The sequence below is a fragment of the Delftia sp. PX-1 genome (assembly GCF_055797465.1).
In genome coordinates, this window is the sequence record NZ_CP184763.1 from 3,429,744 (window position 1) to 3,450,285 (window position 20,542).

Consider the following 20,542-nt stretch of genomic DNA (forward strand, 5'->3'; position numbering starts at 1 on the left):
GGCCCCGCAAACTTGTGCCACGGCAAGCCGGCAGCGCCGCACGCGCCGGCCTGCCTGCCCAGGAAATGTGAGCACCGCCCTGCAGCCCGCAGCGCTTGCCGCCACAATGGCGCGTCTATGTCTGCGTCTATGCCTTCTCCCTCTTCGTCTCCCGCTTCCCCTGATTCCCACACGCTGCGCCTGGTGCTGATCCTGGGCCTGCTCTCGGCCATCGGCCCGTTTGCCATCGACATGTACCTGCCCGCGCTGCCCCAGATCGGCAGCAGCCTGGGTGCCCAGGTGGGCGCGGTGCAGGCCAGCCTGACGGCCTTCTTTCTTTCGCTGGGCGTGGGCCAGCTGCTGTACGGGCCGGTCTCGGACATGGTGGGGCGCAAGCCGCCGCTGTACTTCGGCCTGACCGTGTTCGCGCTGGCCAGCGTGGGCTGCGCCATGGCCACCAGCATCGAGACGCTGGTGGTGCTGCGCTTCATCCAGGGCCTGGGCGCGGCCGCCGGCATGGCCGTGCCGCGCGCCGTGGTGCGCGACCTGCACACCGGCCATGCGGCGGCCCGCATGATGTCGCTGCTGATGCTGGTGTTCAGCGTCTCTCCCATCCTGGCGCCGCTGGCCGGCAGCGGCGTGATCGCCGTGAGCAGCTGGCGCGGCGTGTTCTGGGCCGTGGCCGTGGCGGCCGTGATCGGCCTGGCGGCCGTGTTCATGGGCCTGAAGGAAACGCGCGGGGCCGCCGCACGGCTGGACAGCAGCGTGGCCGGCGCACTGCGCGCCTACGGCGTGCTGCTGCGCGACTGGCATTACCTGGGCCTGGTCTTCATCGGCGGCTGCGCCATGGCGGGCTTTTTCGTCTACCTGGCTGGCTCGCCCTTTGTGCTGATCAACTACTACGGGCTCAGCTCCACCCAGTACAGCCTGGCCTTCGGGCTCAACGCCATCGCCTTCATCGGCGCGGCGCAGTTCACGGGCTGGCTGGGCCAGCGTTTCGGCCTGGTGCGCGTGGTCAAGGTGGCGGCCACCGGCTCGGGCCTGGTGATGCTGTCGCTGCTGTCGTACTACCTGCTGGGCGGTGAGCGGCTGGCCGTGCTGATCGGCCTGTACTTCGTGGCCAGTGCGCTGATGGGGCTGGTGATTCCGACGACCTCGGTGCTGGCGCTGGAGGAGCATGGCGCCATCGCCGGCACGGCCTCGGCGCTGCTGGGCACGCTGCAGATGCTGTCGGGTGCGGCGGCCATGCAGATCGTGGGCCTGTTCTCCACGGGCAAGCCCCTGCCCATGGTGGTGGGCATGGCCACGGGCGCGCTGATCGGCGTGGCGCTGGCCTGGATCACGCTGGGCGGCGCACGTGCCCACCGCGTGGGTGCAAAGGGCCATTCATGAGCGTGGCTCCCGCAGCAGAGGCTGGTGGGCCTGTACCCGACGGACTTGCGTCCGGCCCCCGTGGCCAGGCCATGCTGGTCATCATCCTGGGGCTGACGCTGTCGGTGCTGGACAGCACCCTCGTCAATCTGGCACTGCCAGCCATGGCGCGCGAGCTGCAGGCCAGCTCGGCCCATACGCTGTGGGTGGTCAATTCCTACCAGCTTGCCAGCCTGGTGCTGCTGCTGCCGCTGGCGGCCCTGGGCGAACGCCTGGGCTACCGCCGCGTGTATCTGGTGGGCATGCTGGTGTTCTCCCTGGCCTCGCTGGCAGCCATGCTGGCCACATCGCTGCCCACGCTGGTGGCTGCGCGGGCGCTGCAGGGCCTGGGCGCTGCGGGCGTGATGAGCGTCAATGCCGCCCTGGTGCGGCTGATCTATCCGCGTGCCTTGCTGGGCCGGGGCATGGCCGTCAATTCGCTGGTGGTGGCCACGGCATCCATGGCCGGGCCTTCGGTGGCGGCGGCCATTTTGTCGGTGGCCAGCTGGCCCTGGCTGTTTGCGGCCAACCTGCCGCTGGGCCTGTTCACGCTGTGGCTGGGACGCCGGGCGCTGCCGGCCAATGCGGTGCCGGCACACGCGGGCGCGCGGCTGTCGCCGCTGGATGTGCTGCTCAACATCCTCATGTTCAGCCTGATCTTCCTGGGCGGCGAGCAGCTGGGCATGCGCGCCGGCGATGCCCAGTCGTCCCTGCCTTCGGGCTGGTGGCTGCTGGGCGCGGGCCTGCTGGTGGGGCTGTGGTATGTGCGCCGCCAGTGGCGCCTGCCTGCGCCGCTGCTGCCGGTGGACCTGCTGCGCATTCCGGTGTTCGCGCTGTCCATGTGCGGATCGGTCAGCGCCTTTTGCGCGCAGATGCTGGCCTACCTGGCCCTGCCTTTCCTGCTGCTGGAGTCGCACGGCATGTCGCCCATCGAGGCCGGGCTGCTGATCACGGCCTGGCCGCTGGCCACGGTGATGACGGCTCCCATTGCGGGCCGGCTCATCGGCCGCTATGCGGACGGGCTGCTGGGCGGCATCGGCATGGCCATGTTCGCCTGCGGCCTGTGGGCGCTGGCGGCCATGCCCGATGCGCCCTCGACCCTGGACATGGTCTGGCGCATGCTGCTGGCGGGCAGCGGCTTTGCGCTGTACCAGTCGCCCAACAACCACACCATCGTGACCTCGGCGCCGCTGGCACGCAGCGGCGCGGCCGGCGGCATGCTGAGCTCGGCGCGGCTCACGGGGCAGACGCTGGGGGCCGTGGTGCTGGCCACCATCTTCACCGTCTCGGGCGGGCATGGCGGCCATGCCGAAATCGTGGCCCTGGCCGTGGCGGGCTGCTTTGCGGCCATGGCGGGCGTGTTCAGCATGCTGCGCGTGCGCACGGCGCCCGCCGCCAGGCACTGAACAGACCGGCAAATGGCATTGAACTTGCATGTGTCGGCGCGCTCCGACACCTGCATCATCCTGGATGGTCTTGCCACGAGACTGCGGTGGCATGCCATCCACTTTACAAACAAGAAATATGGGCACTGCACAATCGTGCGATGCCCCCAACGACTTCGCTGTTCCTATGAATTTTGACGTGCCTCTTTCGCCGAGTACGCGCCTTGCGGCGCCTTCCGATTCCCAGCCCGGCGCAGGGCACGCACAACCTTCTGCCTCGCTTGCACGCAGCAAGCGCCCCGGTGCTGCCGTGCTGTGCGCGCTGGCACTGGCCGCCAGCCTGGCCGCCTGCTCCAGGCAGGATGCAGCGCCCGCCGCCGCAGCCAAGGCTGCGCCCGAGGTGGGCGTGGTCACGCTGCAAAAGCAGAGCCAGCAGCTGGAGGCCACGCTGCCGGGCCGCACACGCGCCTCGCTGACCGCTGAGGTGAGGCCCCAGGTCTCGGGCATCGTGCAAAAGCGCCTGTTCACCGAAGGCGCCCTGGTGCGCCAGGGCCAGCAGCTCTACCAGATCGACGCGGCCTCGCTGCGCGCCACCGAGGCCAGCGCCCAGGCGGCCCTGGCCAAGGCCGAGGCCAGCGCCCGCACGCTGGAGGCCACGGCGCGGCGCAACGCCGAACTGGTCAAGATCGATGCCATCAGCCAGCAGGCGTTTGAAGAAAGCCAGGCCGCCGCAGCCCAGTCGCGCTCGGACGTGGCCGTGGCCAAGGCCAATCTGGAGACCGCGCGCATCAACCTCAAGTACAGCCGCATCGAGGCGCCCATCAGCGGGCGCATCAGCCTGTCCACGGTGACGCCGGGCGCGCTGGTGACGGCCAACCAGACGGAGGCGCTGACCTCCATCGTGCAGCTGGACCCCATGTATGTGGACTTCACCCAGTCCACCAGCGAGCTGCTGCAGCTCAAGCGCGACTGGGATGCCGGGCGCTTCCAGAAGGTGGAGGGCGACAAGGTCGCCGTGCGTATCCGCCTGGACGATGGCACGGAATACGGCCACCAGGGCAAGCTGCAGTTTGCCGGCGTGATCGTCAATGCCACCACGGGCAGCGTCACGCTGCGCGCCGTGGTGCCCAATCCGCAGGGCCTGCTCATGCCCGGCATGTATGTGCAGGCGCTGCTGCCCACGGGCCTGGCGCCCGAGGCGTTGCTGGTGCCCCAGCAGTCGGTGACGCGCGACCTGACCGGCAAGGCCAGCGTGCTGGTGGCCAAGGCCGACGACGTGATCGAGCGCAGGCCCGTGAACATCGACCGCGCCGTGGGCAATATGTGGCTGCTGCAGGACGGCCTGTCGGCCGGCGAGCGCGTGGTGGTCGATGGCTTCCAGCGCATCAAGCCCGGCGACAAGGTGCGTGCCGTGGAGGTGGACCTGCGCGCCAAGGCCCAGGCCCGCAAGGGCAAGCCCGCTGATGGCCCGGCAGCGGCGGCCGCGCCTGGCGCTGCCGACAAGGCTTCCGCGGCCGCTGAACCTGCTCCTGCACCCGCAGCGGCTCCGGCCCCTGCGGCCCGGTAAGCCGCAGGAACCCGTCACATGGCTCAGTTCTTCATCAACCGGCCCATCTTCGCGTGGGTCATCGCCATCGTCATCATGCTGGGCGGCGCGCTGTCCATCTTCACGCTGCCGCTGGAGCAATACCCCGACATCGCGCCGCCGCGCGTGACCATCGGCGCGCAGTACACGGGCGCCTCGGCCGAGACGGTCGAGAACTCGGTGACCCAGATCATCGAGCAGCAGCTCAAGGGCATCGACAACATGCTCTACATGAGCTCCACGTCCGACGCCTCGGGCCGCGCGCGCACCACGCTGACCTTTGCGCCGGGCACCAACATCGACGTGGCCCAGGTGCAGGTGCAAAACAAGCTGCAGTCCGCCGTGAACCGCCTGCCCGACGCCGTCAAGAGCCGGGGCGTGTTCGTGAACAAGGGCGGCCAGGACTTCCTGGTCACCTACAGCTTCTTCTCCAAGGACCCGGCCATGACCGCGGTCGATATCGGCGACTACCTGACCAGCAACCTGGTCGACGTGATCGGCCGGCTGGACGGCGTGGGCGATGTCAACGTCTTCGGCACCAACTATGCGATGCGCATCTGGATGGACCCGGCCAAGATGGAGAAGTACGCGCTGATGCCGTCGGACCTGGTCAATGCGCTGAACTCGCAGAACGCCCAGGTCTCGGCCGGCCAGCTGGGCGCGCTGCCTGCCGTGGCGGACCAGCAGCTGAACGCCACCATCACGGCGCGCACCAAGCTCAAGACGGTGGAGCAGTTCGAGGACATCGTCCTGAAGTCGTCCGTGGACGGCTCGGTGGTGCTCATGAAGGACGTGGCCCGTGTGGAGCTGGGCGCCGACAACCTGACCATCAAGGCCAAGCTCAACGGCCTGCCGGGCGCGGGCATGGGCATCGTGCTGGCCGATGGCGCCAACGCCATGAACGTGGCCGACACCATCGCTGCCAAGCTGGCCGAGCTCAAGCCCTTCTTTCCCAACGAGATCGACTACTTCGTCAGCTCGGACTCCACGCCCTTCGTGCGCGCCTCCATCAAGGAAGTGGTCAGCGCGCTGGGCGAGGCCATGATCCTCGTGGTCATCGTGATGTTCATCTTCCTGCAGAACTTCCGCGCCACGATGATCCCCGCCATCGCCGTGCCCGTGGTGCTGCTGGGCACCTTCGGCGTGCTGTCGCTGGCCGGGTACTCGATCAATACGCTGACCATGTTCGCCATGGTGCTGGCCATCGGCCTGCTGGTGGACGATGCCATCGTCGTGGTGGAGAACGTCGAGCGCGTGATGCACGAGACGGGCATGTCGCCCAAGCAGGCCACGCGCCAGTCCATGCGCGAGATCACGCCGGCCCTGGTGGGCATCGGCGTGACGCTGTCGGCCGTGTTCGTGCCCATGGCCTTCTTCGGCGGCTCCACGGGCGTGATCTACCGGCAGTTCTCCATCACCATCGTCGCGGCCATGGCGCTGTCGGTGTTCGTGGCGCTGACGCTCACGCCGGCGCTGTGCGCCACGCTGCTCAAGCCGCCCGCAGCGGGCGGGGCAGGGCATGACCGCCCGATCCGCAGCGGCATCCTGGGGGTGAACGACCGGTTCTTCCGCTGGTTCAACCACCATTTCGACGCCACGGCCGCGCGCTACCAGGGCACGGTGGCGTACTCGCTGCGCCGCGCCAAGCGCATGATGCTGATCTTCCTGGCCGTCTGCGGCGTGGTCTGGCTGCTGATGGCGCGCCTGCCCACGTCCTTCCTGCCCGACGAGGACCAGGGCTTTGTCTTCGTCAACATCAACCTGCCCTCGGGCGCGGCCGACACGCGGCTGCAGGGCGTGCTCGACGAGGTGCGCGACTACTTTGCCAAGCAGCCCGACGTGCTGAGCTTCTACCAGGTCTCTGGCCTGAACGGCGACCAGGCCTCGGCACGCGCCTTCGTGCGGCTGAAGACCTGGGAGGAGCGCCCGCTGCCGGGCCAGTCGGCCTCCGAGATCGCGCACCGGGCGACCCGGGAGCTGGCCTCCATCCGCGATGCGCGCGTGCTGGTCATGCTGCCGCCGGCCGTGCGCGGCCTGGGCTCCAGCTCGGGCTTCAACTTCATGATCAAGGACATGAACGGCCTGGGCCACCAGGCGCTGCTGCAGGCCAAGGAAAAATTCCTGACCGAGGCCCGCAAGCGCCCCGAGCTCACCAATCTGCGCATGACCAACCTGGAGGACGCCAGCGAGCTGCGCCTGGACATCGACGACCGCAAGGCCGCCGCGCTCGGCCTGTCGTACACCGACATCAACAGCGTGCTGTCCAGCGCCATGGGCGGCACCTATGTCAACGACTTCCTGAACAACGAGCGCGTCAAGCGCGTCTACATCCAGGGCGATGCGCCGCACCGCATGCTGCCCCAGGACATCGCCAAATGGACGGTGCGCAACGGCAAGGGCGAGATGGTGCCGTTCAGCGCCTTCTCCAGCAGCTATTGGGCCTACGGTTCGCCCCAGCTCATGCGCTACAACGGCAACCCGGCCTACGAAATGGAAGGCCGCGCCGCGCCGGGCGTCAGCTCGGGCACGGCCATGCAGATCGTCGAGGACATCCTGCGCACGCTGCCGGCCGGCATAGGCTACGAGTGGACGGGGGCCTCGCTGCAGGAGCGCCAGTCGGGCGCGCAGGCGCCGCTGCTGTACGCCATCTCCATCCTCTTCGTGTTCCTGTGCCTGGCGGCGCTGTACGAGAGCTGGACCGTGCCGCTGTCCGTGATGCTGGCCGTGCCGCTGGGCGTGGTGGGCGCGCTGGCCGCCACCTATACGCGCGGGCTGACCAATGACGTGTACTTCCAGGTGGGCCTGCTGACCACGGTGGGCCTGGCATCCAAGAACGCCATCCTGATCGTGGAATTTGCCGTGCAACTGCAGGAGCAGGGCAAGAGCATCTTCGACGCCGTGGTCTCGGCCGTGCGCCTGCGCCTGCGGCCCATTTTGATGACCTCGCTGGCCTTCGGCTTCGGCGTCATTCCGCTGGCCATCGGTACGGGTGCCGGCGCGGGCGGGCGCAATGCCATCGGCACGGCCGTGCTCGGCGGCATGCTGGCCTCCACGGTGCTGGGCATCTTCCTGGTGCCGGTGTTCTTCCTGCTGATCCGCAGCTGGTTCAAGAGCCACTCGCGCACGGATGAAGAAAGCCCGCAGCAGGCATCCGACTCACCCCATACCACCAAGGAGAGCGCAGCATGAGGCGCCGAATGCACCGCTCCACCCTCGCCGCTGCGGCCGCGCTGGCGGCCCTGCTGTCCGGCTGCAATCTTGCGCCGCAGCACCGCACGCCGGACATGCCCGTGCCCGACACGGTGGGCAGCACCGCAGACAATCCGGCACAGGCCGACGAGGCCAGCCTGCAGGCGGCCGCCGCGCTGGACTGGGTGCAGTCCCGGCAGCTGCGCGAGGTCATTGCGCTGGCCCTGGCCAACAACCGCGACCTGCGCGTGGCCGTGGAGAACATCGAGCGCGCGCGTGCCCAGTACGGCATCACGCGCGCCGACCTGCTGCCCAGCGTCAACGCCCAGGCCCAGGCCAGCCGTGCGCGCACGGCCGCCGGCATGACCAGCGCCACGCAGGCGGCATCGGTCAGCACCCAGTACACGGCCCAGCTGGGCTTTGCCAGCTACGAGATCGACCTCTGGGGCCGCGTGCGCAACCTCAGCGAGGCCGCGCTGCAGCAGTTCCTGCAAAGCGAGCAGAACCGGCGCAATGTGCAGATCGGCCTGGTGGCCGACGTGGCCAACGCCTGGCTCACGCTGGCCGCCGACCAGGCCCGCCTGCAGCTGGCACGCGACACCCTGGCCAGCCGCGAGAAGGCCTACGAACTGACGCGGCGCATGCATGAGATAGGTTCGACCTCGGGCCTGGTGCTGGCCCAGAACCAGACCACGGTGGACACGGCGCGCGGCGACGTGGCCAGCTTCACCTCCCAGGTGGAGCGTGACCGCAACGCCCTGCAGTTGCTGGTGGGCGGTCCGCTGCCCGACAGCCTGCTGCCCGGCGCCGCCACGCTGCGCGCCGGCGCCCAGCCTGCGGCGGCGCTGCAGCCCGTGCCTGCACCGCTGCCCTCCAGCGTGCTGCTGGTGCGCCCCGATATCCAAGCCGCCGAGAACAACCTGCGCGCCATGGAGGCCAACATTGGCGCCGCCCGCGCAGCCATGTTCCCCACCATCAGCCTCACGGCCAGCGTGGGATCGGGCAGCCGCGAGCTCGATGGCCTCTTTGGCGGCAGCAGCAGCACCTGGAGCTTCATCCCCCTGGTGCGCCTGCCCATCTTCGACGGTGGCCGCAACCGTGCGGGCGTGCAGGTGGCCGAGGCCAACCAGCGCATCGCCATCGCCCAGTACGAGAAGGCCGTGCAGACGGCCTTCCGCGAGACCGCCGACGTGCTAGCCGACCGCGCGCAGTGGGACGAGCGCCTGGCCGCCCAGACCAGCATGGTCGCGGCCACGCAAAAGGCCTTCGACCTGTCGGAGGCACGCTTCAAGGCCGGCGTGGACAACTACCTCACCGTGCTGGATGCGCAGCGCAGCCTCTACACGGCCCAGCAGACCCTGATCGGCCTGCGCCTGTCCGAGCAGCTCAACCGCGTCACGCTGTGGAAGGTGCTGGGCGGCGAGCAGGTGCAGGCGCCGTCCGCCTCTGAGCCGGCGAATTCCTGAGCGCGGGCGGTGTATTCTGCGGGCCCGCAGAACTTGCCGCCCGACCACGATGAGCCCCTTTGCCAACACCCCCGAGCCGCCTTACTACGCCGTCATCTTCTCGTCGCGCAGAACGCCGGACGACGATGATGGCTACGGCCTCATGGCCCAGCGCATGGTGGACCTGGCCGCGCAGCAGCAGGGTTTCCTGGGTGCGGAAAGCACGCGCGGCGAGGACGGTTTCGGCATCACCGTGTCCTACTGGTCCACGGCCGAATCCATCGCGCGCTGGAAGCAGGATGCCGAGCACCTGGTCGCCCAGCAACTGGGCAAGGACGCCTGGTACGAGCACTATGAATTGCGCGTGGCCCGCGTGGAGCGCGCCTACGGCAAGCGCTGAACCCGGGCCGCCTCCGCCTGGACCACGGCCTCGGCCAGCAACGCGATGGAGCGCGGCGCGCAGCCTTCGGCATCGTTGCTCACCGTCACGAAGGCGGGCAGCCCGCGGCTGGTGATGCCATCGATGGTCTTGGCGAGGATGGCGCGCGTGTGCGCATCGGGCGTGCGGATCTCGTCGAAGGGGTCGTGCTTCTTTTGCGCATCGGGATAGCCGTAGGCACCGAACTCGCGGTTCAGGTTCCAGCGGCAGACCAGCGGGGTGGGCCACAGCCCGCGCAGAAAAACCAGTTGCTCCTCGATGGGGGGCATCTTGCCGTGCAGTCCCAGGCAGAAGGTGGCGCCACTGGCGCGCAGGGTGTCGGCCAACTGCGGCGTCAGCAGATCCGGGTCGCGCACCTCCACCGCCACGATGATCTGCACGCCCAGCGGATGGGCGGCCAGCGCCGCGCGCACCGCCTCCAGCATGGCCTGCAGCCGCGCCAGCAGTTCGGTGGGGCGGCTGAGCAGGCCCCAGGTCATCGGGCTGAGCTGGAACACCAGCACGCCCAGCCGCTCGCCCAGCCCTTCGAGCGTGGGCTCGACGAAGCTGGTGACGGCCAGATCGGGTTGAAGGAACACCGGGTTCAGCGACATGCCCTTGCCGTCCTCGTCACGCACCTGCGCGTCGGTAACCACGGATGGGCACTTGACCACGAAGCGGAACTCGGCCGGCACCTGGCCCGCGAAGGCCAGGTACTGGCTGGCCGTCAACGGCCTCCAGAAGCTGCGGTCCACGCAGACCGTTCGCATCAGCGGATGCCGGCCATAGGCCTCCAGTCCCTTCTTGGCCAGCACGCTTTTGTCATAGGCGCCATCCCAGATCAAGCCTTCCCAGCCCGGGTAGGACCAGGTGGAGACCCCCATGCGCAGGCCCTGCGCAAGCTGGTCCGCCAGCGCCTGCCATTGCAGGGCCTGGGGCGCCAGCTGCACGGCGCCGGCGGCCTTGCGCGGTGCCGGTGTGCGGCCGGCAGGCGCGGGCGGCGGGGCAGGGGCCGATGGTGGGGGAGAACCGAACAGATCGTCTTGCATTCGAAGTTGGTGATTGTGGCAGAGGGCGCCTGCCTGCCGCAGGGCCCCGGCAAAAGCAGGCAGTGGATTGATTTTGCAAGCCCTTGAATTCATTGGCCTGCAAGAAATGCTTGCATTTGCGGGTCGGCCGCTAGCGGCCCGGCCCGAATCGCGTGTGGCACACTTGGCCGCTTTTCCGGATTCCACGCCACGGGGCGCCTCTCGAATGCAAAAAATCATTGCCCAAATCGCCGCAGAACTGAATGTCAAGCCGCAGCAGGTGGGTGCCGCGGTCGAATTGCTTGATGGCGGAGCCACGGTTCCGTTCGTCGCGCGCTACCGCAAGGAAGTCACGGGCGGACTGGACGACGCGCAGCTGCGCCAGCTCGACGAACGCCTGGGCTACCTGCGCGAGCTGGAGGACCGCCGGGGCGCGGTGCTCAAGGCCATCGACGAGCAGGGCAAGCTGACCGACGCGCTGCGCCTGGCCATTGCCAATGCGCCCACCAAGCAGGAGCTGGAGGACATCTACCTGCCTTTCAAGCAAAAGCGCCGCACCAAGGGACAGATCGCCAAGGAATTCGGCATCGAGCCGCTGGCCGACAAGCTGTTTGCCGACCCCACGCTGGACCCGCACAAGGAGGCCGAGGCCTTCTGCAAGCCGGCCACCACCCTGGACGACGGCAAGCCGGGCCCCGATTTCTCGACCACGTTGGCCGTGCTCGATGGTGTGCGCGACATCCTGTCGGAGCGCTGGGCCGAAGACCCGGCCCTGGTGCAGAAGCTGCGCGAATGGCTGTGGGAAGACGGCCTGCTGCGCTCCAAGAAGGTCGAGTCCAAGAACGAGAACGACCCCGAGGTCGCCAAGTTCCGCGACTATTTCGAATACGACGAGCCCATTGGCCGCGTGCCTTCGCACCGCGCGCTGGCGGTGTTCCGCGGCCGCGCGCTGGAAATCCTCGAGGCCAAGCTGGTCCAGCCCGTGGAGCCCGAGCCCGGCCAGCCCAGCCTGGCCGAAGGCAAGATTGCCCTGCACCTGGGCTGGAGCCACGCCAAGCGCGCCAGCGATGACCTGATCCGCAAGTGCGTGGCCTGGACCTGGCGCGTCAAGCTCAGCCTGTCCACCGAGCGCGACCTGTTCTCGCGCCTGCGCGAAGACGCCGAGAAGGTGGCCATCAAGGTCTTTGGCGACAACCTGCGCGACCTGCTGCTGGCCGCCCCTGCGGGGCAGCGCGCCGTCATCGGCCTGGACCCGGGCATCCGCACGGGCGTCAAGGTGGCCGTGGTGGACAGCACGGGCAAGCTGGTGGACACCACCACCATCTACCCGCACGAGCCGCGCCGCGACTGGGACGGCTCGCTGGCCGTGCTGGCCCGCCTGGTCGAAAAGCACCAGATCAACCTGATCGCCATCGGCAACGGCACTGCCAGCCGCGAGACCGACAAGCTGGCCGCCGACCTGATCAAGATCGCCAGCAAGGCCGACCGCCAGATCGAGAAGGTCGTGGTCAGCGAGGCTGGCGCTTCTGTGTATTCCGCCAGCGAGTTCGCCTCGCAGGAAATGCCCGACGTGGACGTGAGCCTGCGCGGGGCCGCCAGCATTGCGCGCCGCCTGCAGGACCCGCTGGCCGAGCTGGTCAAGATCGACCCCAAGAGCATTGGCGTGGGCCAGTACCAGCACGACGTGAACCAGAGCGAGCTGGCGCGCCAGCTCGACGCCGTGGTCGAGGACTGCGTGAACTCCGTGGGCGTGGACCTGAACACGGCCTCGGCGCCGCTGCTGTCGCGCGTCTCGGGCCTGTCGGGCAGCGTGGCCAAGTCCGTGGTGCGCTGGCGCGATGCCAACGGCTCCTTCAGGAGCCGCAAGCAGCTGATGGACGTGGCCGGCCTGGGCGCCAAGACCTTCGAGCAGGCGGCGGGCTTTCTGCGCATCCGCGGCGGCGACAATCCGCTGGACATGACGGGCGTGCACCCGGAAACCTACCCGGTGGTCGAACGCATCATTGCCACCACGGGCAAGAGCGTGGACCAGCTCATGGGCCGCTCCGAAGTGCTCAAGGGCCTGAAGGCCGAGCAGTTCGTGAGCGAGCAGTTCGGTGCCATCACCGTCAAGGACATCCTGGGCGAGTTGGAAAAGCCCGGCCGCGATCCGCGTCCGGACTTCGTCGTGGCCCGTTTCAATGACGGGGTGGAGGACATCAAGGACCTCAAGGAAGGCATGACGCTGGAGGGCACGGTCAGCAACGTGGCCCAGTTCGGCGCCTTCGTGGACCTGGGCGTGCACCAGGACGGCCTGGTCCACGTCAGCCAGATGAGCCACAAGTTCGTCGAGGACGCGCGCGAGGTGGTCAAGACCGGCCAGATCGTCAAGGTCAAGGTGCTGGAGGTCGATGTGGCGCGCAAGCGCATCAGCCTGACCATGAAGCTCGATGCGGCACCGGCGCGGCGCGACGGCCCCCGTGACAACCGCTTCGAGAGCGCAGGCCGCGGCAGCCAGGGCGGGCAGCGCCGTGCGCCCGAGCCGGTGCAGCAATCGGCCATGGCCTCGGCCTTCGCCAAGCTGCAGACCCGCAAGTAGTCCCGCGCACGGCAAGGCAGGAAACGCGATGGCTGCGCATGCACTGGACCTGCAGACGCTGTTGGCACAGGCCCTGGCCCTGCCGGCGCAGCCGCGCATCGTGGCCTTGCTGCTGCGCGAGCTGGTGCCCGAGCAGCCCAGCCTGCGCCGGCTGAGCCAGCTCTTCGCAGCCGATCCTGCGCTGGCCGCCGGGCTGCTGGCCCAGGCCAACGGCCCGGTGTTCGGCATGGCGGGACGTGTCACCGGCATTCCCGAGGCGCTGGCCCTGCTGGCGCCCGCGCAGCTGCGCCAGATCGTGCGGGGCATACCGCTGGGCGTGGGCGCCCATGCCGTGCCGGGCATGGCCATGCCGGCCTTCTGGCGCTACAGCGTGGAAGCCGCCCGCGTGGCGCGAGCGCTGGCCGGCACCGTGCAGGCCAGCCCCACGGCGGCCTATGCCGCAGGGCTGATGCATGGCCTGGGGGAGCTGGCCATGCACATGATCGACCCCGGCCGCGCCGCCACCATCACCGAACTGGTCGGCCCGCTGGACCCGCGTCGCGCCGAGCTGGAAATGCGGCTGTGCGGCTACACATACAGCCATGTCAGTGCGGGCCTGGCCCGCCGCTGGAACCTTCCGCCGCTGCTGGCCGATGCGCTGCAGCACCTGTACGCGCCGCTGGCCCAGCCGGGCTTCGATCCGCTGGCCTGCGTGCTGCACATCGCTGCCTGGCGCGCCCGCTCGCGCGAGGCGCAGTGGGACGAGCGTGCCCTGGCCGTGAGCTTTCCCGGCGAAGTGGGCGTGGCCCTGGGCCTGGACATCGACATGGTCCTGCGCCAGGACCCGGTGGACTGGATGGCCGACACCGGCCTGGACGTGGTGCTGTAGCGCCTCGCTCCTGCCTCAGTGCCTGTGCCAGGGCGCCGGCACCATGTCGAACAGCGGCGTGGGATCGCGCCGGTAGGGCGCGGGGCTGACGGGCGCCATGGGCTGCATGGTCATGGGGTCTATGCGCGCCAGCTGCTGCATCCATCCGATGTCCACGCCGCCGCCCGGTGCGGGGCGCGAGTAGATCAGCTCCAGCATGCGACGCGATGCCACATGGCCGTGGGAAGCGGCCTGCTGGTACAGGCGCAGCGCCTCGGTGTAGTTGGCCGGCACCCCGTCGCCGCGGTGGTAGCGCTGCGCCTGCTCCCATTGCTGCTGGGCCGTGACGGGCTGGCGCACCTGGATGTCCTGCTCGCTGGGCGCTCCACTCAGCTGCGGCGTGCGCTGCATGGCCTGCGGCCCCTGCGCTGCAGGCGTGGAGCTGCCCTGCGCCGACACCAGCTGGCCTGCGGGCCGCAGGCGCTCGCCCAGCATCTGTGCATTGGTCGCGGCGCTGGATGAGCGCGCCGCTGCCGCGCGGAACTGGCGCAGCGCTGCCTCGGGCTCGTCCTGCGCGAGCAGGGCCAGGCCCCATTCCAATTGGGCGCCGGGGCTGCCGGAGCGCGCTGCGCGCTGCAGCAGTTCCTGGTCGGGCGTGCCTGCCACGGCCAAGGCCTCGCCCACGGGTTCGGCCGTGGACAGCGGCGCCAGGCGCCGCGCCAGCAGCCATTCCAGGTATTGCGCACGGGCCGGGTCGGTCTTGGCCAGCTGGGCGATCCAGGGCCTTGCAGCCGGTGGATCGGGGGGCTGGCCGCAGCCGTCCATGGCGCACCAGGCCAGTCCCGCACTGGCCAGCGGATGGCCGGCGCGCTGCGCGCGCTCGAACCATTGCCTGGCCTGCGGCCCGTCCTGGGCCATGGCAATGCCATGCAATGCCAGCAGGCCCATCACCCATTGCGCCTCGCGCTGCGTGGCCAGGCTCACGCCCTTGCCTTCGGCGCGGCTGCGCAGCTGGGACAGGGCCCGTTGCTGGGCGGTGTCGGAGGTGGATGAGATATTGCTGGTGCCGGGCTGTGCGCTGAACAGGCCGGTGGTTGCCACCCGGATGGGGGCCACCGGCGTGAAGCGTGCGGCAGCCTGCACATGCGCCGGCATGGCGGGCGTCACGCCGGGCGGCAGGACCAGCAGGCCCGCCAGCACGAGCCTGACGGACAACCGCAGCGCAGTTGCGAGCCGCTGCGCACGGGCGGCGCACAGCGGTTCGTGGGCGTGGGACGGCATGGCGTGTGCCTCCGGTGGGTTCGTGGACGGGGCGGTTGTCAGGCGCATCAGCGCTTGGCCTGGGCCGGAACCACTTGCCAGAAGCGGGCCATGCCTGTGTACTGGTCGGCGCCCAGTCCGCTAGCCATGGCCTGGTTGACATCCTCCAGTGTGCGCATGCCCGGGATGGCGATGAAGGCCTTGTTCTGCAGCAGTTGGGGCAGCTTGTCGCTCATGTTCTGCTCGGTGGCAAAGCAGGCCACGCCTTCCTTGCCTGCCGGGCCGGCATTGATCACATAGCCGGGGTTGGGGCTCATCCAGTCGGGCAGGCGCACGGACTGGGCGGCCGTGATCCAGCCCGAGCGGTTCACATCGTTGGGCAAGAGCCTTACCACCTCGCCGTCGGCACCCGCCATGAAGCACGACAGATAAGAGGCGCGCGACACGGTGGCGGACAGGAACAGTTGCTCACCCGTCTCGAAGGAGGTGCGCGTGGGCGTGATGTTCTCCAGCCACAGGTCCAGCTTGCGGTCGGGCGCGGGGGCGCCGTAGCGGTAGTCGCCCGTGGCCACGGCCACGTTCTCGGCGGCGGTGGTGACCGGTGCCGCGCTCTTGGTGTTCCAGCCGATGCGCGTCATGTGTCCATCGGCGCTGACGGCCACGAAGTCTCGCAGTGCGCGCTCGTAGGTGCTGAAGTCCACCACGCCATTGACCACCATGCCGCTGTCGGCCTGGAAGCGCCCTATGGCCTCGCGCCACTGCGGGTTGCCTGCGGTGAAGGCCGGTGCGTCGGGAGGCAGATAGCCCTTGCTGATCAGCGACTGGCGCACCAGCTCCTGGTGGATGCCGGCCCCGCCCTCCTCATACCAATCGCGCAGCTGGCGCTGGAAGTCGGGATGGGTCTGGTCCAACGTCAGGCACTGCCAGTAGGGCAGGCGTGACCATTTGCCCAGCAGTTCGATCATGCCCAGCTCGACCAGCGTGCGCACGGCCGGGCCCGAGCCCTGGGCATAGTCGCGGCCCACGCTGAACTGCACGCCGTAGGAGCCGATGCGGCCGGCCAGATCCAGACCCTGGCTGCCGTTGCCGATGACGACTTCGTTGGCCGAATCCAGGCCCGGAATGATGGTGCGCGTGCGGAAGTCGCCCAGGTGCAGCTCCATGCCCAGCACGGCGCCGCTGCGGTTGGCGCTGTAGCCGGTTTCCAGGCGCGAGGCGCTGGTGCCTATGTCCACGTTGTTGCGCAGCACGTTCTGGTCCATGAAGGACACGGCGCCCGACACATACAGGGCCGGGCGCTGCAGCTGGATCTGGTTGTTGTTGAGCAAGATGGTGGTGAGGTTCTGCACCGTGTCCTGGCGGGCGATGTCCACCTCATAGTCCACGTAGCGGAAGGCGCTGCTGACGCGCGACATCTGGGACAGGGCGGTGACCACCATCTCCTTGGCGGCCACGGCCACGCGGCCCGTGTAGTCGGGCAACTGCTTGCTGGTGATCAGCACCGTGGGCATGTGGCTGTTGCGGAACATCCTGTCCATGCACATCAGCGAATCGGAGAAGCTCGATATGGAGCGCACCGGCCGCACCACCGGGCGGTCGGCCGCATAGACTTTTTCCAGGTATTTGGAATCCTTGCGCGCATCCAGCGGCGCGCAACCCGACAGCAGCACGATGGAGGCTGAAACGGCGCTGGCGACAACCCGCATGCAGCCCTGTCTGCCAGACCATCGCTGGCGCCAAGCCCCTCGGTAGTCCGCGTGGCCGCTGTCTGCCGGCCGGGGCGCGGCATCGTGGCGGGGAAGTCCTGGCGATGGGAGGCTGTTGCGCATGATGGACCTCTGCTGGAAAACGGCGAGCCAGGGCACAGGCGCGCACAGGCGCCGGCGCCGGAAATATGGGACGAGAGTGGCGGGGCGGCCCACAGCCCGATGGCTGGCCGCCGGCCGCGCTATCGGCAGACGTTGACCAGATCACCCTTGAGAACCACGATCTGGTCCTTGGTGGTCTGTGGCCCGTAGCGATTGAATGCGCTTGCGTTGGTATTGCTGGCAATGTCCTGCGTGCAGGTGCGCTTCATGCCGGCACTGCTCATCGTGGTGGTGGTCACCACGTCGGCATCTGTGGCGACGCCCGGAGCATTGTTCATCGACATGGCTTCATAGCGCGCTATCTTGGCCTTGATGTTGATGGGTATGTCGGTCACGGTTTCCAGCCCCGTCGATGTCGTGGGCTTGGCCGTCGGCAGCCTCAGATAGTCCACGGGCTTGTTCAGTACCACCGGGTCTTCGCCCGGAGCGGCTGCGTGGATGGAGGACGCTCCGAGGGCGAGCCAGGCCAACAGGGCAGCCGAGCAGAGAATGGCGGCGTTATGCATGGTGGGCTCTCCTGGTGCGGAGGGCTGGGTCGGTGCCGGGAAGGCTATGCCGGTTGGCCGGGGGCCGTCCGGCAGTTGCCTTCACCCGGCAGCCAGGCTCAGCGATTGTTGTAGCAGGTCACGCAGCCGTTGTTGCTGGAGATGTTCTGCACTGCGGTGGAGCCGTTGCCGGCATAGTTGACGATGCCAGAGTTCTTGGCCGCCACGACCTGAATCGACAGGTCATTCACGTCGACTTCGCCGTAGTTGGAGGCGAGGTTGTTGACGGCCACGGCGCCCCAGCCATTGGCGACGTTCATGATGCCGGTTCCCGAGGCTGCCACGATCTGCAGAGAGCTGCCGCCGTTGTCGATGGACACATTGCCCGCATTGCTGGCCAGATTCTGGGAGGCCTTGCCGCCACCCGTTGCCATGTTCAGCACCCCGCTTCTGTTCAGCACCGTGACCTGGACGCTGGGTCCGTCGATTTCGATCTTGGAGCTGCTGCTGTAGCGGTTGTCTTGATCTGCCATGGCGGCGGTTGCGATCAGGCACAGGGAAAGAATTGCAAGCGATTTCATGATGGCTCCTTGGAAGGATCGGACTATCAGGAAGAGGTGTGTAAGCACCCGTTTTTCAGACACTTTGCGGAGGTTTCCGGCCTTGTCTCCCTGGACCCCAGCTCGTTGTCTGGACTCCAATGTGCTTGGGGCGCCCCTGCCGTTCCATCTCTTGTACGGGGTAGCCGTGAGCGCTGAGCCACGTGGCGGGTACTTACCCGTCCAAACCTTTGGCTGGCGGGCTGCATCGCGTTAAAGCAGCGGCATTGGGAGGTGAATGGAGTTGGGTAGTTTCAAGGTGTAACGACAGAAAATTTGCAGTTGCAGCTTCGCTTCAGGCCGTTGATCCGGCGGGCATGGGGCCATCCAGACAACCCGGTGTATCGAATTGCATACGCTCGGTGCAGGCGCAGGAGGAAGGCGTTGAACCGGGGGCTGTCATGAGGCTGGATCAAGGGGAGGATGGCGGGCATCGGCAAGGGCATGGCCTGCCAGGCCCGACAGGCCTGCCGGTCAGGTGATCAAGAAAGTACGGACCCGGCTTCTCACACAAATGTGTTAATTTGCAAGCTACGCAATCTTTCACAAACTTCGTCAAAGATTGTGGATATCGGTGGCGATTTCTCTTAATGTGAAAGGCGCGTATGTGATCGGTTGCGTCATATACATGACGTGACATTTGAGGAGAACAGCATGAATCCATCCGACGTTCCCGCCGATGCCCGTCCCCTGATCGCCGATTCCTCGCGCGCCCAGGCCATGCTGGGCACGGGCCTGAGTTCCGCCATGTGGCCAGACTATCTGGCCGGCCAGCCCGACAAGCCCGTGCGCGTGCTGCTGGTCGATGACGATGCCCACATCCGCATGGTCATTGCCCAGGAAATCATGAACGACCCGCGCACCCTGGTCGTGGCCCAGGCCGGAAGTGTCCGAGAGGGTCGCAAGGCCATTCGCCAGCACGAGTTCGACGTGATGCTGGTCGACCTGAACCTGGGCGACGGCGAGGGCTTCGAGCTGCTGGACATGATGAAGACCGTGCGGCCCACGGCCGAGGCCGTCATCATCTCCGTGATGGAAAACGACGAGCAGGTGCTGCGCGCCTTCGAGCTGGGTGCCACGGGCTACCTCGTCAAGAACTCCTGGTTCGGCAACTACCCGCAGGCCGTGCTGCAGGTGGCCAATGGCGGCGCATCCGTCACTCCCAGCCTGGCGCGCAGGTTGCTGCAGCGCTTCGACAAGACCCAGGGCGCCGAGCCCAAGCGCCGCTCGCCCGACGAGGCAGACCGCCTGTCCACCCGCGAGCGCGAGGTGCTGCGCATGGTGGCCAGCGGCTACACCAGCGCCGAGATCGGCTCGCGCCTGATGATCAGCGCCATGACGGTCAACACGCACATCAAGAACATCTACCGCAAGCTGCAGGTGCGCACACGCGCCCAGGCGGTGCGCTTTGCATCGCTGCGCGGCCTGTTCTGATTGGCTGGCGGCGCAGGGGCCCGTGCGGACCGCCCCGCCGCCGCTTCCCACCGCATGGCCATGAAGGACTCCCTTCGCGCATTGGCAGTCTGCCTGGCACTGGGCCTGCTGCAGATGCTGGCGCTTTGCGCCTGGCTTTGGCAGCAGGGCGACCAGGCTCCGCTGTGGCTTCGCCTGTGCAGCCTGGCCCTGCTGGTCTTGACGGCCTTGCTGTGTGCGATGGGTGCCTCGCGCCTGCGCAGGCTGCTGCTGTGGCGGCGCAGGCGCAGCCCCCGGCCTTCGCGCGAGGTGCAGGCCGAGCGCCGGCGCATTGCCGCCGATCTGCACGACGGCGTGGGCGGCCTTCTGGTGAATGCCATGGCCTTGCTGGAGCCGAGCGAAACCCGGCAGCGCCAGGCGCAGGAGTTGCTGGAGCAGGCCTTGCTGGACCTGCGCCTGCTGGTGGACGCCATGGACGCCGTGGAGGACGCCTTGCCCGTGCGCCTGGCGCGCCTGCGCCACCGGCTGCAGCCCGTGCTGGACCGCCGTGGCATGCAGATCCGCTGGAGCGTGGCCGATCCGCAGTCCGAGCCGGGCTTGCCCGATCTGCCCGATCTTCCTCGAGGCCAGTCGTCCCAGCACCTGCTTGCCATCACCCAGGAGGCCGTGAGCAATGTGCTGCAGCACGCACAGGCCAGCACGCTGTGGCTGGTGCTGCAGCCCCTGGAGCCGGGTATTGCGCGAGCGAGCGGCGCCCATCCCGGCGCGCGCCGCGAGCTGCGCTGGGAGTTGCGCGTGGAAGACGACGGCCGCGGCCTGCCGCCCCGTACACCCGATGAGGCGCAGGGCATGGGCCTGGCAGGCATGCACCGCCGTGCCCACGCCATAGGGGCTACGCTGGACCTGGCGCCGCGTGCTGGCGGCGGCACGGTGGTGCGTGTGCGCTGGTGAGCTGGCGCGCTGTGGCAGCGACGGCGGCGGAGTTCCAGCGATTGCGGTGCCCGCTGACAGGGCCGGCCCGCAGCGCGCTGTGCAATCCCACGATGGGCGCAA

Annotated in this window: 15 protein-coding genes; 10 read left to right on the forward strand and 5 right to left on the reverse strand. The window is 68.4% G+C overall.

The window, feature by feature from the left end; all coding sequences use genetic code 11:
- Positions 1–129 precede the first annotated feature (129 nt).
- From ACN20X_RS15795 to ACN20X_RS15820, 6 genes are all read left to right on the forward strand, one after another.
- Positions 130–1,371, forward strand: a complete 1,242-nt coding sequence (locus ACN20X_RS15795) for a multidrug effflux MFS transporter (RefSeq protein WP_016446797.1) — start codon at positions 130–132, stop codon at positions 1,369–1,371.
- The gene (locus ACN20X_RS15800; RefSeq protein WP_280047922.1) at positions 1,368–2,795 is read left to right on the forward strand and encodes an MFS transporter; all 1,428 of its coding nucleotides are present in this window, start codon (positions 1,368–1,370) and stop codon (positions 2,793–2,795) included. The genes ACN20X_RS15795 and ACN20X_RS15800 overlap by 4 nt, the downstream gene beginning before the upstream one ends.
- Positions 2,796–2,961: 166 nt before the next feature.
- On the forward strand, positions 2,962–4,341 hold the full coding sequence (locus ACN20X_RS15805) for an efflux RND transporter periplasmic adaptor subunit (RefSeq protein WP_473209560.1): 1,380 nt from the start codon (positions 2,962–2,964) through the stop codon (positions 4,339–4,341).
- A gap of 18 nt (positions 4,342–4,359) precedes the next feature.
- Complete coding sequence (locus ACN20X_RS15810; RefSeq protein WP_046984741.1) at positions 4,360–7,548, forward strand: efflux RND transporter permease subunit; 3,189 nt, start codon at positions 4,360–4,362, stop codon at positions 7,546–7,548.
- An 8-nt stretch (positions 7,549–7,556) separates the two neighbouring features.
- Positions 7,557–9,014, forward strand: coding sequence for an efflux transporter outer membrane subunit (locus tag ACN20X_RS15815; RefSeq protein WP_473209561.1), 1,458 nt, complete (start codon positions 7,557–7,559; stop codon positions 9,012–9,014).
- A 49-nt stretch (positions 9,015–9,063) separates the two neighbouring features.
- Positions 9,064–9,393, forward strand: coding sequence for an antibiotic biosynthesis monooxygenase family protein (locus ACN20X_RS15820; protein WP_016446802.1), 330 nt, complete (start codon positions 9,064–9,066; stop codon positions 9,391–9,393).
- On the opposite strand, the gene ACN20X_RS15825 is transcribed toward ACN20X_RS15820, so the two are convergent.
- The gene (locus ACN20X_RS15825; RefSeq protein WP_473209562.1) at positions 9,378–10,460 is read right to left on the reverse strand and encodes a DUF72 domain-containing protein; all 1,083 of its coding nucleotides are present in this window, start codon (positions 10,458–10,460) and stop codon (positions 9,378–9,380) included. The genes ACN20X_RS15820 and ACN20X_RS15825 overlap by 16 nt on opposite strands.
- A gap of 205 nt (positions 10,461–10,665) precedes the next feature.
- On the opposite strand from ACN20X_RS15825, the gene ACN20X_RS15830 reads away from it, so the two are divergent.
- Together ACN20X_RS15830 and ACN20X_RS15835 are read left to right on the forward strand one after the other, a co-directional pair.
- Positions 10,666–13,017, forward strand: a complete 2,352-nt coding sequence (locus tag ACN20X_RS15830) for a Tex family protein (RefSeq protein ID WP_016446804.1) — start codon at positions 10,666–10,668, stop codon at positions 13,015–13,017.
- Between the two features lie 28 nt (positions 13,018–13,045).
- On the forward strand, positions 13,046–13,885 hold the full coding sequence (locus ACN20X_RS15835) for an HDOD domain-containing protein (protein ID WP_016446805.1): 840 nt from the start codon (positions 13,046–13,048) through the stop codon (positions 13,883–13,885).
- 15 nt (positions 13,886–13,900) lie between these two features.
- Here the strand turns inward: ACN20X_RS15835 and ACN20X_RS15840 are convergent, their stop codons facing one another.
- From ACN20X_RS15840 to ACN20X_RS15855, 4 genes are all read right to left on the reverse strand, one after another.
- Positions 13,901–15,145 (reverse strand): SEL1-like repeat protein, encoded by a 1,245-nt coding sequence (locus tag ACN20X_RS15840; protein ID WP_016446806.1) that lies wholly within the window; start codon positions 15,143–15,145, stop codon positions 13,901–13,903.
- Between the two features lie 47 nt (positions 15,146–15,192).
- Positions 15,193–16,830: a DUF4384 domain-containing protein gene (locus ACN20X_RS15845; RefSeq protein ID WP_016446807.1), complete on the reverse strand. Its 1,638-nt coding sequence runs from the start codon at positions 16,828–16,830 to the stop codon at positions 15,193–15,195.
- A gap of 242 nt (positions 16,831–17,072) precedes the next feature.
- Positions 17,073–17,498 (reverse strand): hypothetical protein, encoded by a 426-nt coding sequence (locus tag ACN20X_RS15850; RefSeq protein WP_016446808.1) that lies wholly within the window; start codon positions 17,496–17,498, stop codon positions 17,073–17,075.
- Positions 17,499–17,596: 98 nt separating this feature from the next.
- The gene (locus tag ACN20X_RS15855) at positions 17,597–18,058 is read right to left on the reverse strand and encodes a hypothetical protein (RefSeq protein WP_016446809.1); all 462 of its coding nucleotides are present in this window, start codon (positions 18,056–18,058) and stop codon (positions 17,597–17,599) included.
- Between the two features lie 672 nt (positions 18,059–18,730).
- Here ACN20X_RS15855 and ACN20X_RS15860 point away from each other — a divergent pair.
- Positions 18,731–19,510, forward strand: a complete 780-nt coding sequence (locus ACN20X_RS15860; RefSeq protein ID WP_016446810.1) for a LuxR C-terminal-related transcriptional regulator — start codon at positions 18,731–18,733, stop codon at positions 19,508–19,510.
- Positions 19,511–19,570: 60 nt separating this feature from the next.
- Positions 19,571–20,440, forward strand: a complete 870-nt coding sequence (locus ACN20X_RS15865) for a sensor histidine kinase (protein WP_473209563.1) — start codon at positions 19,571–19,573, stop codon at positions 20,438–20,440.
- Positions 20,441–20,542 lie beyond the last annotated feature (102 nt).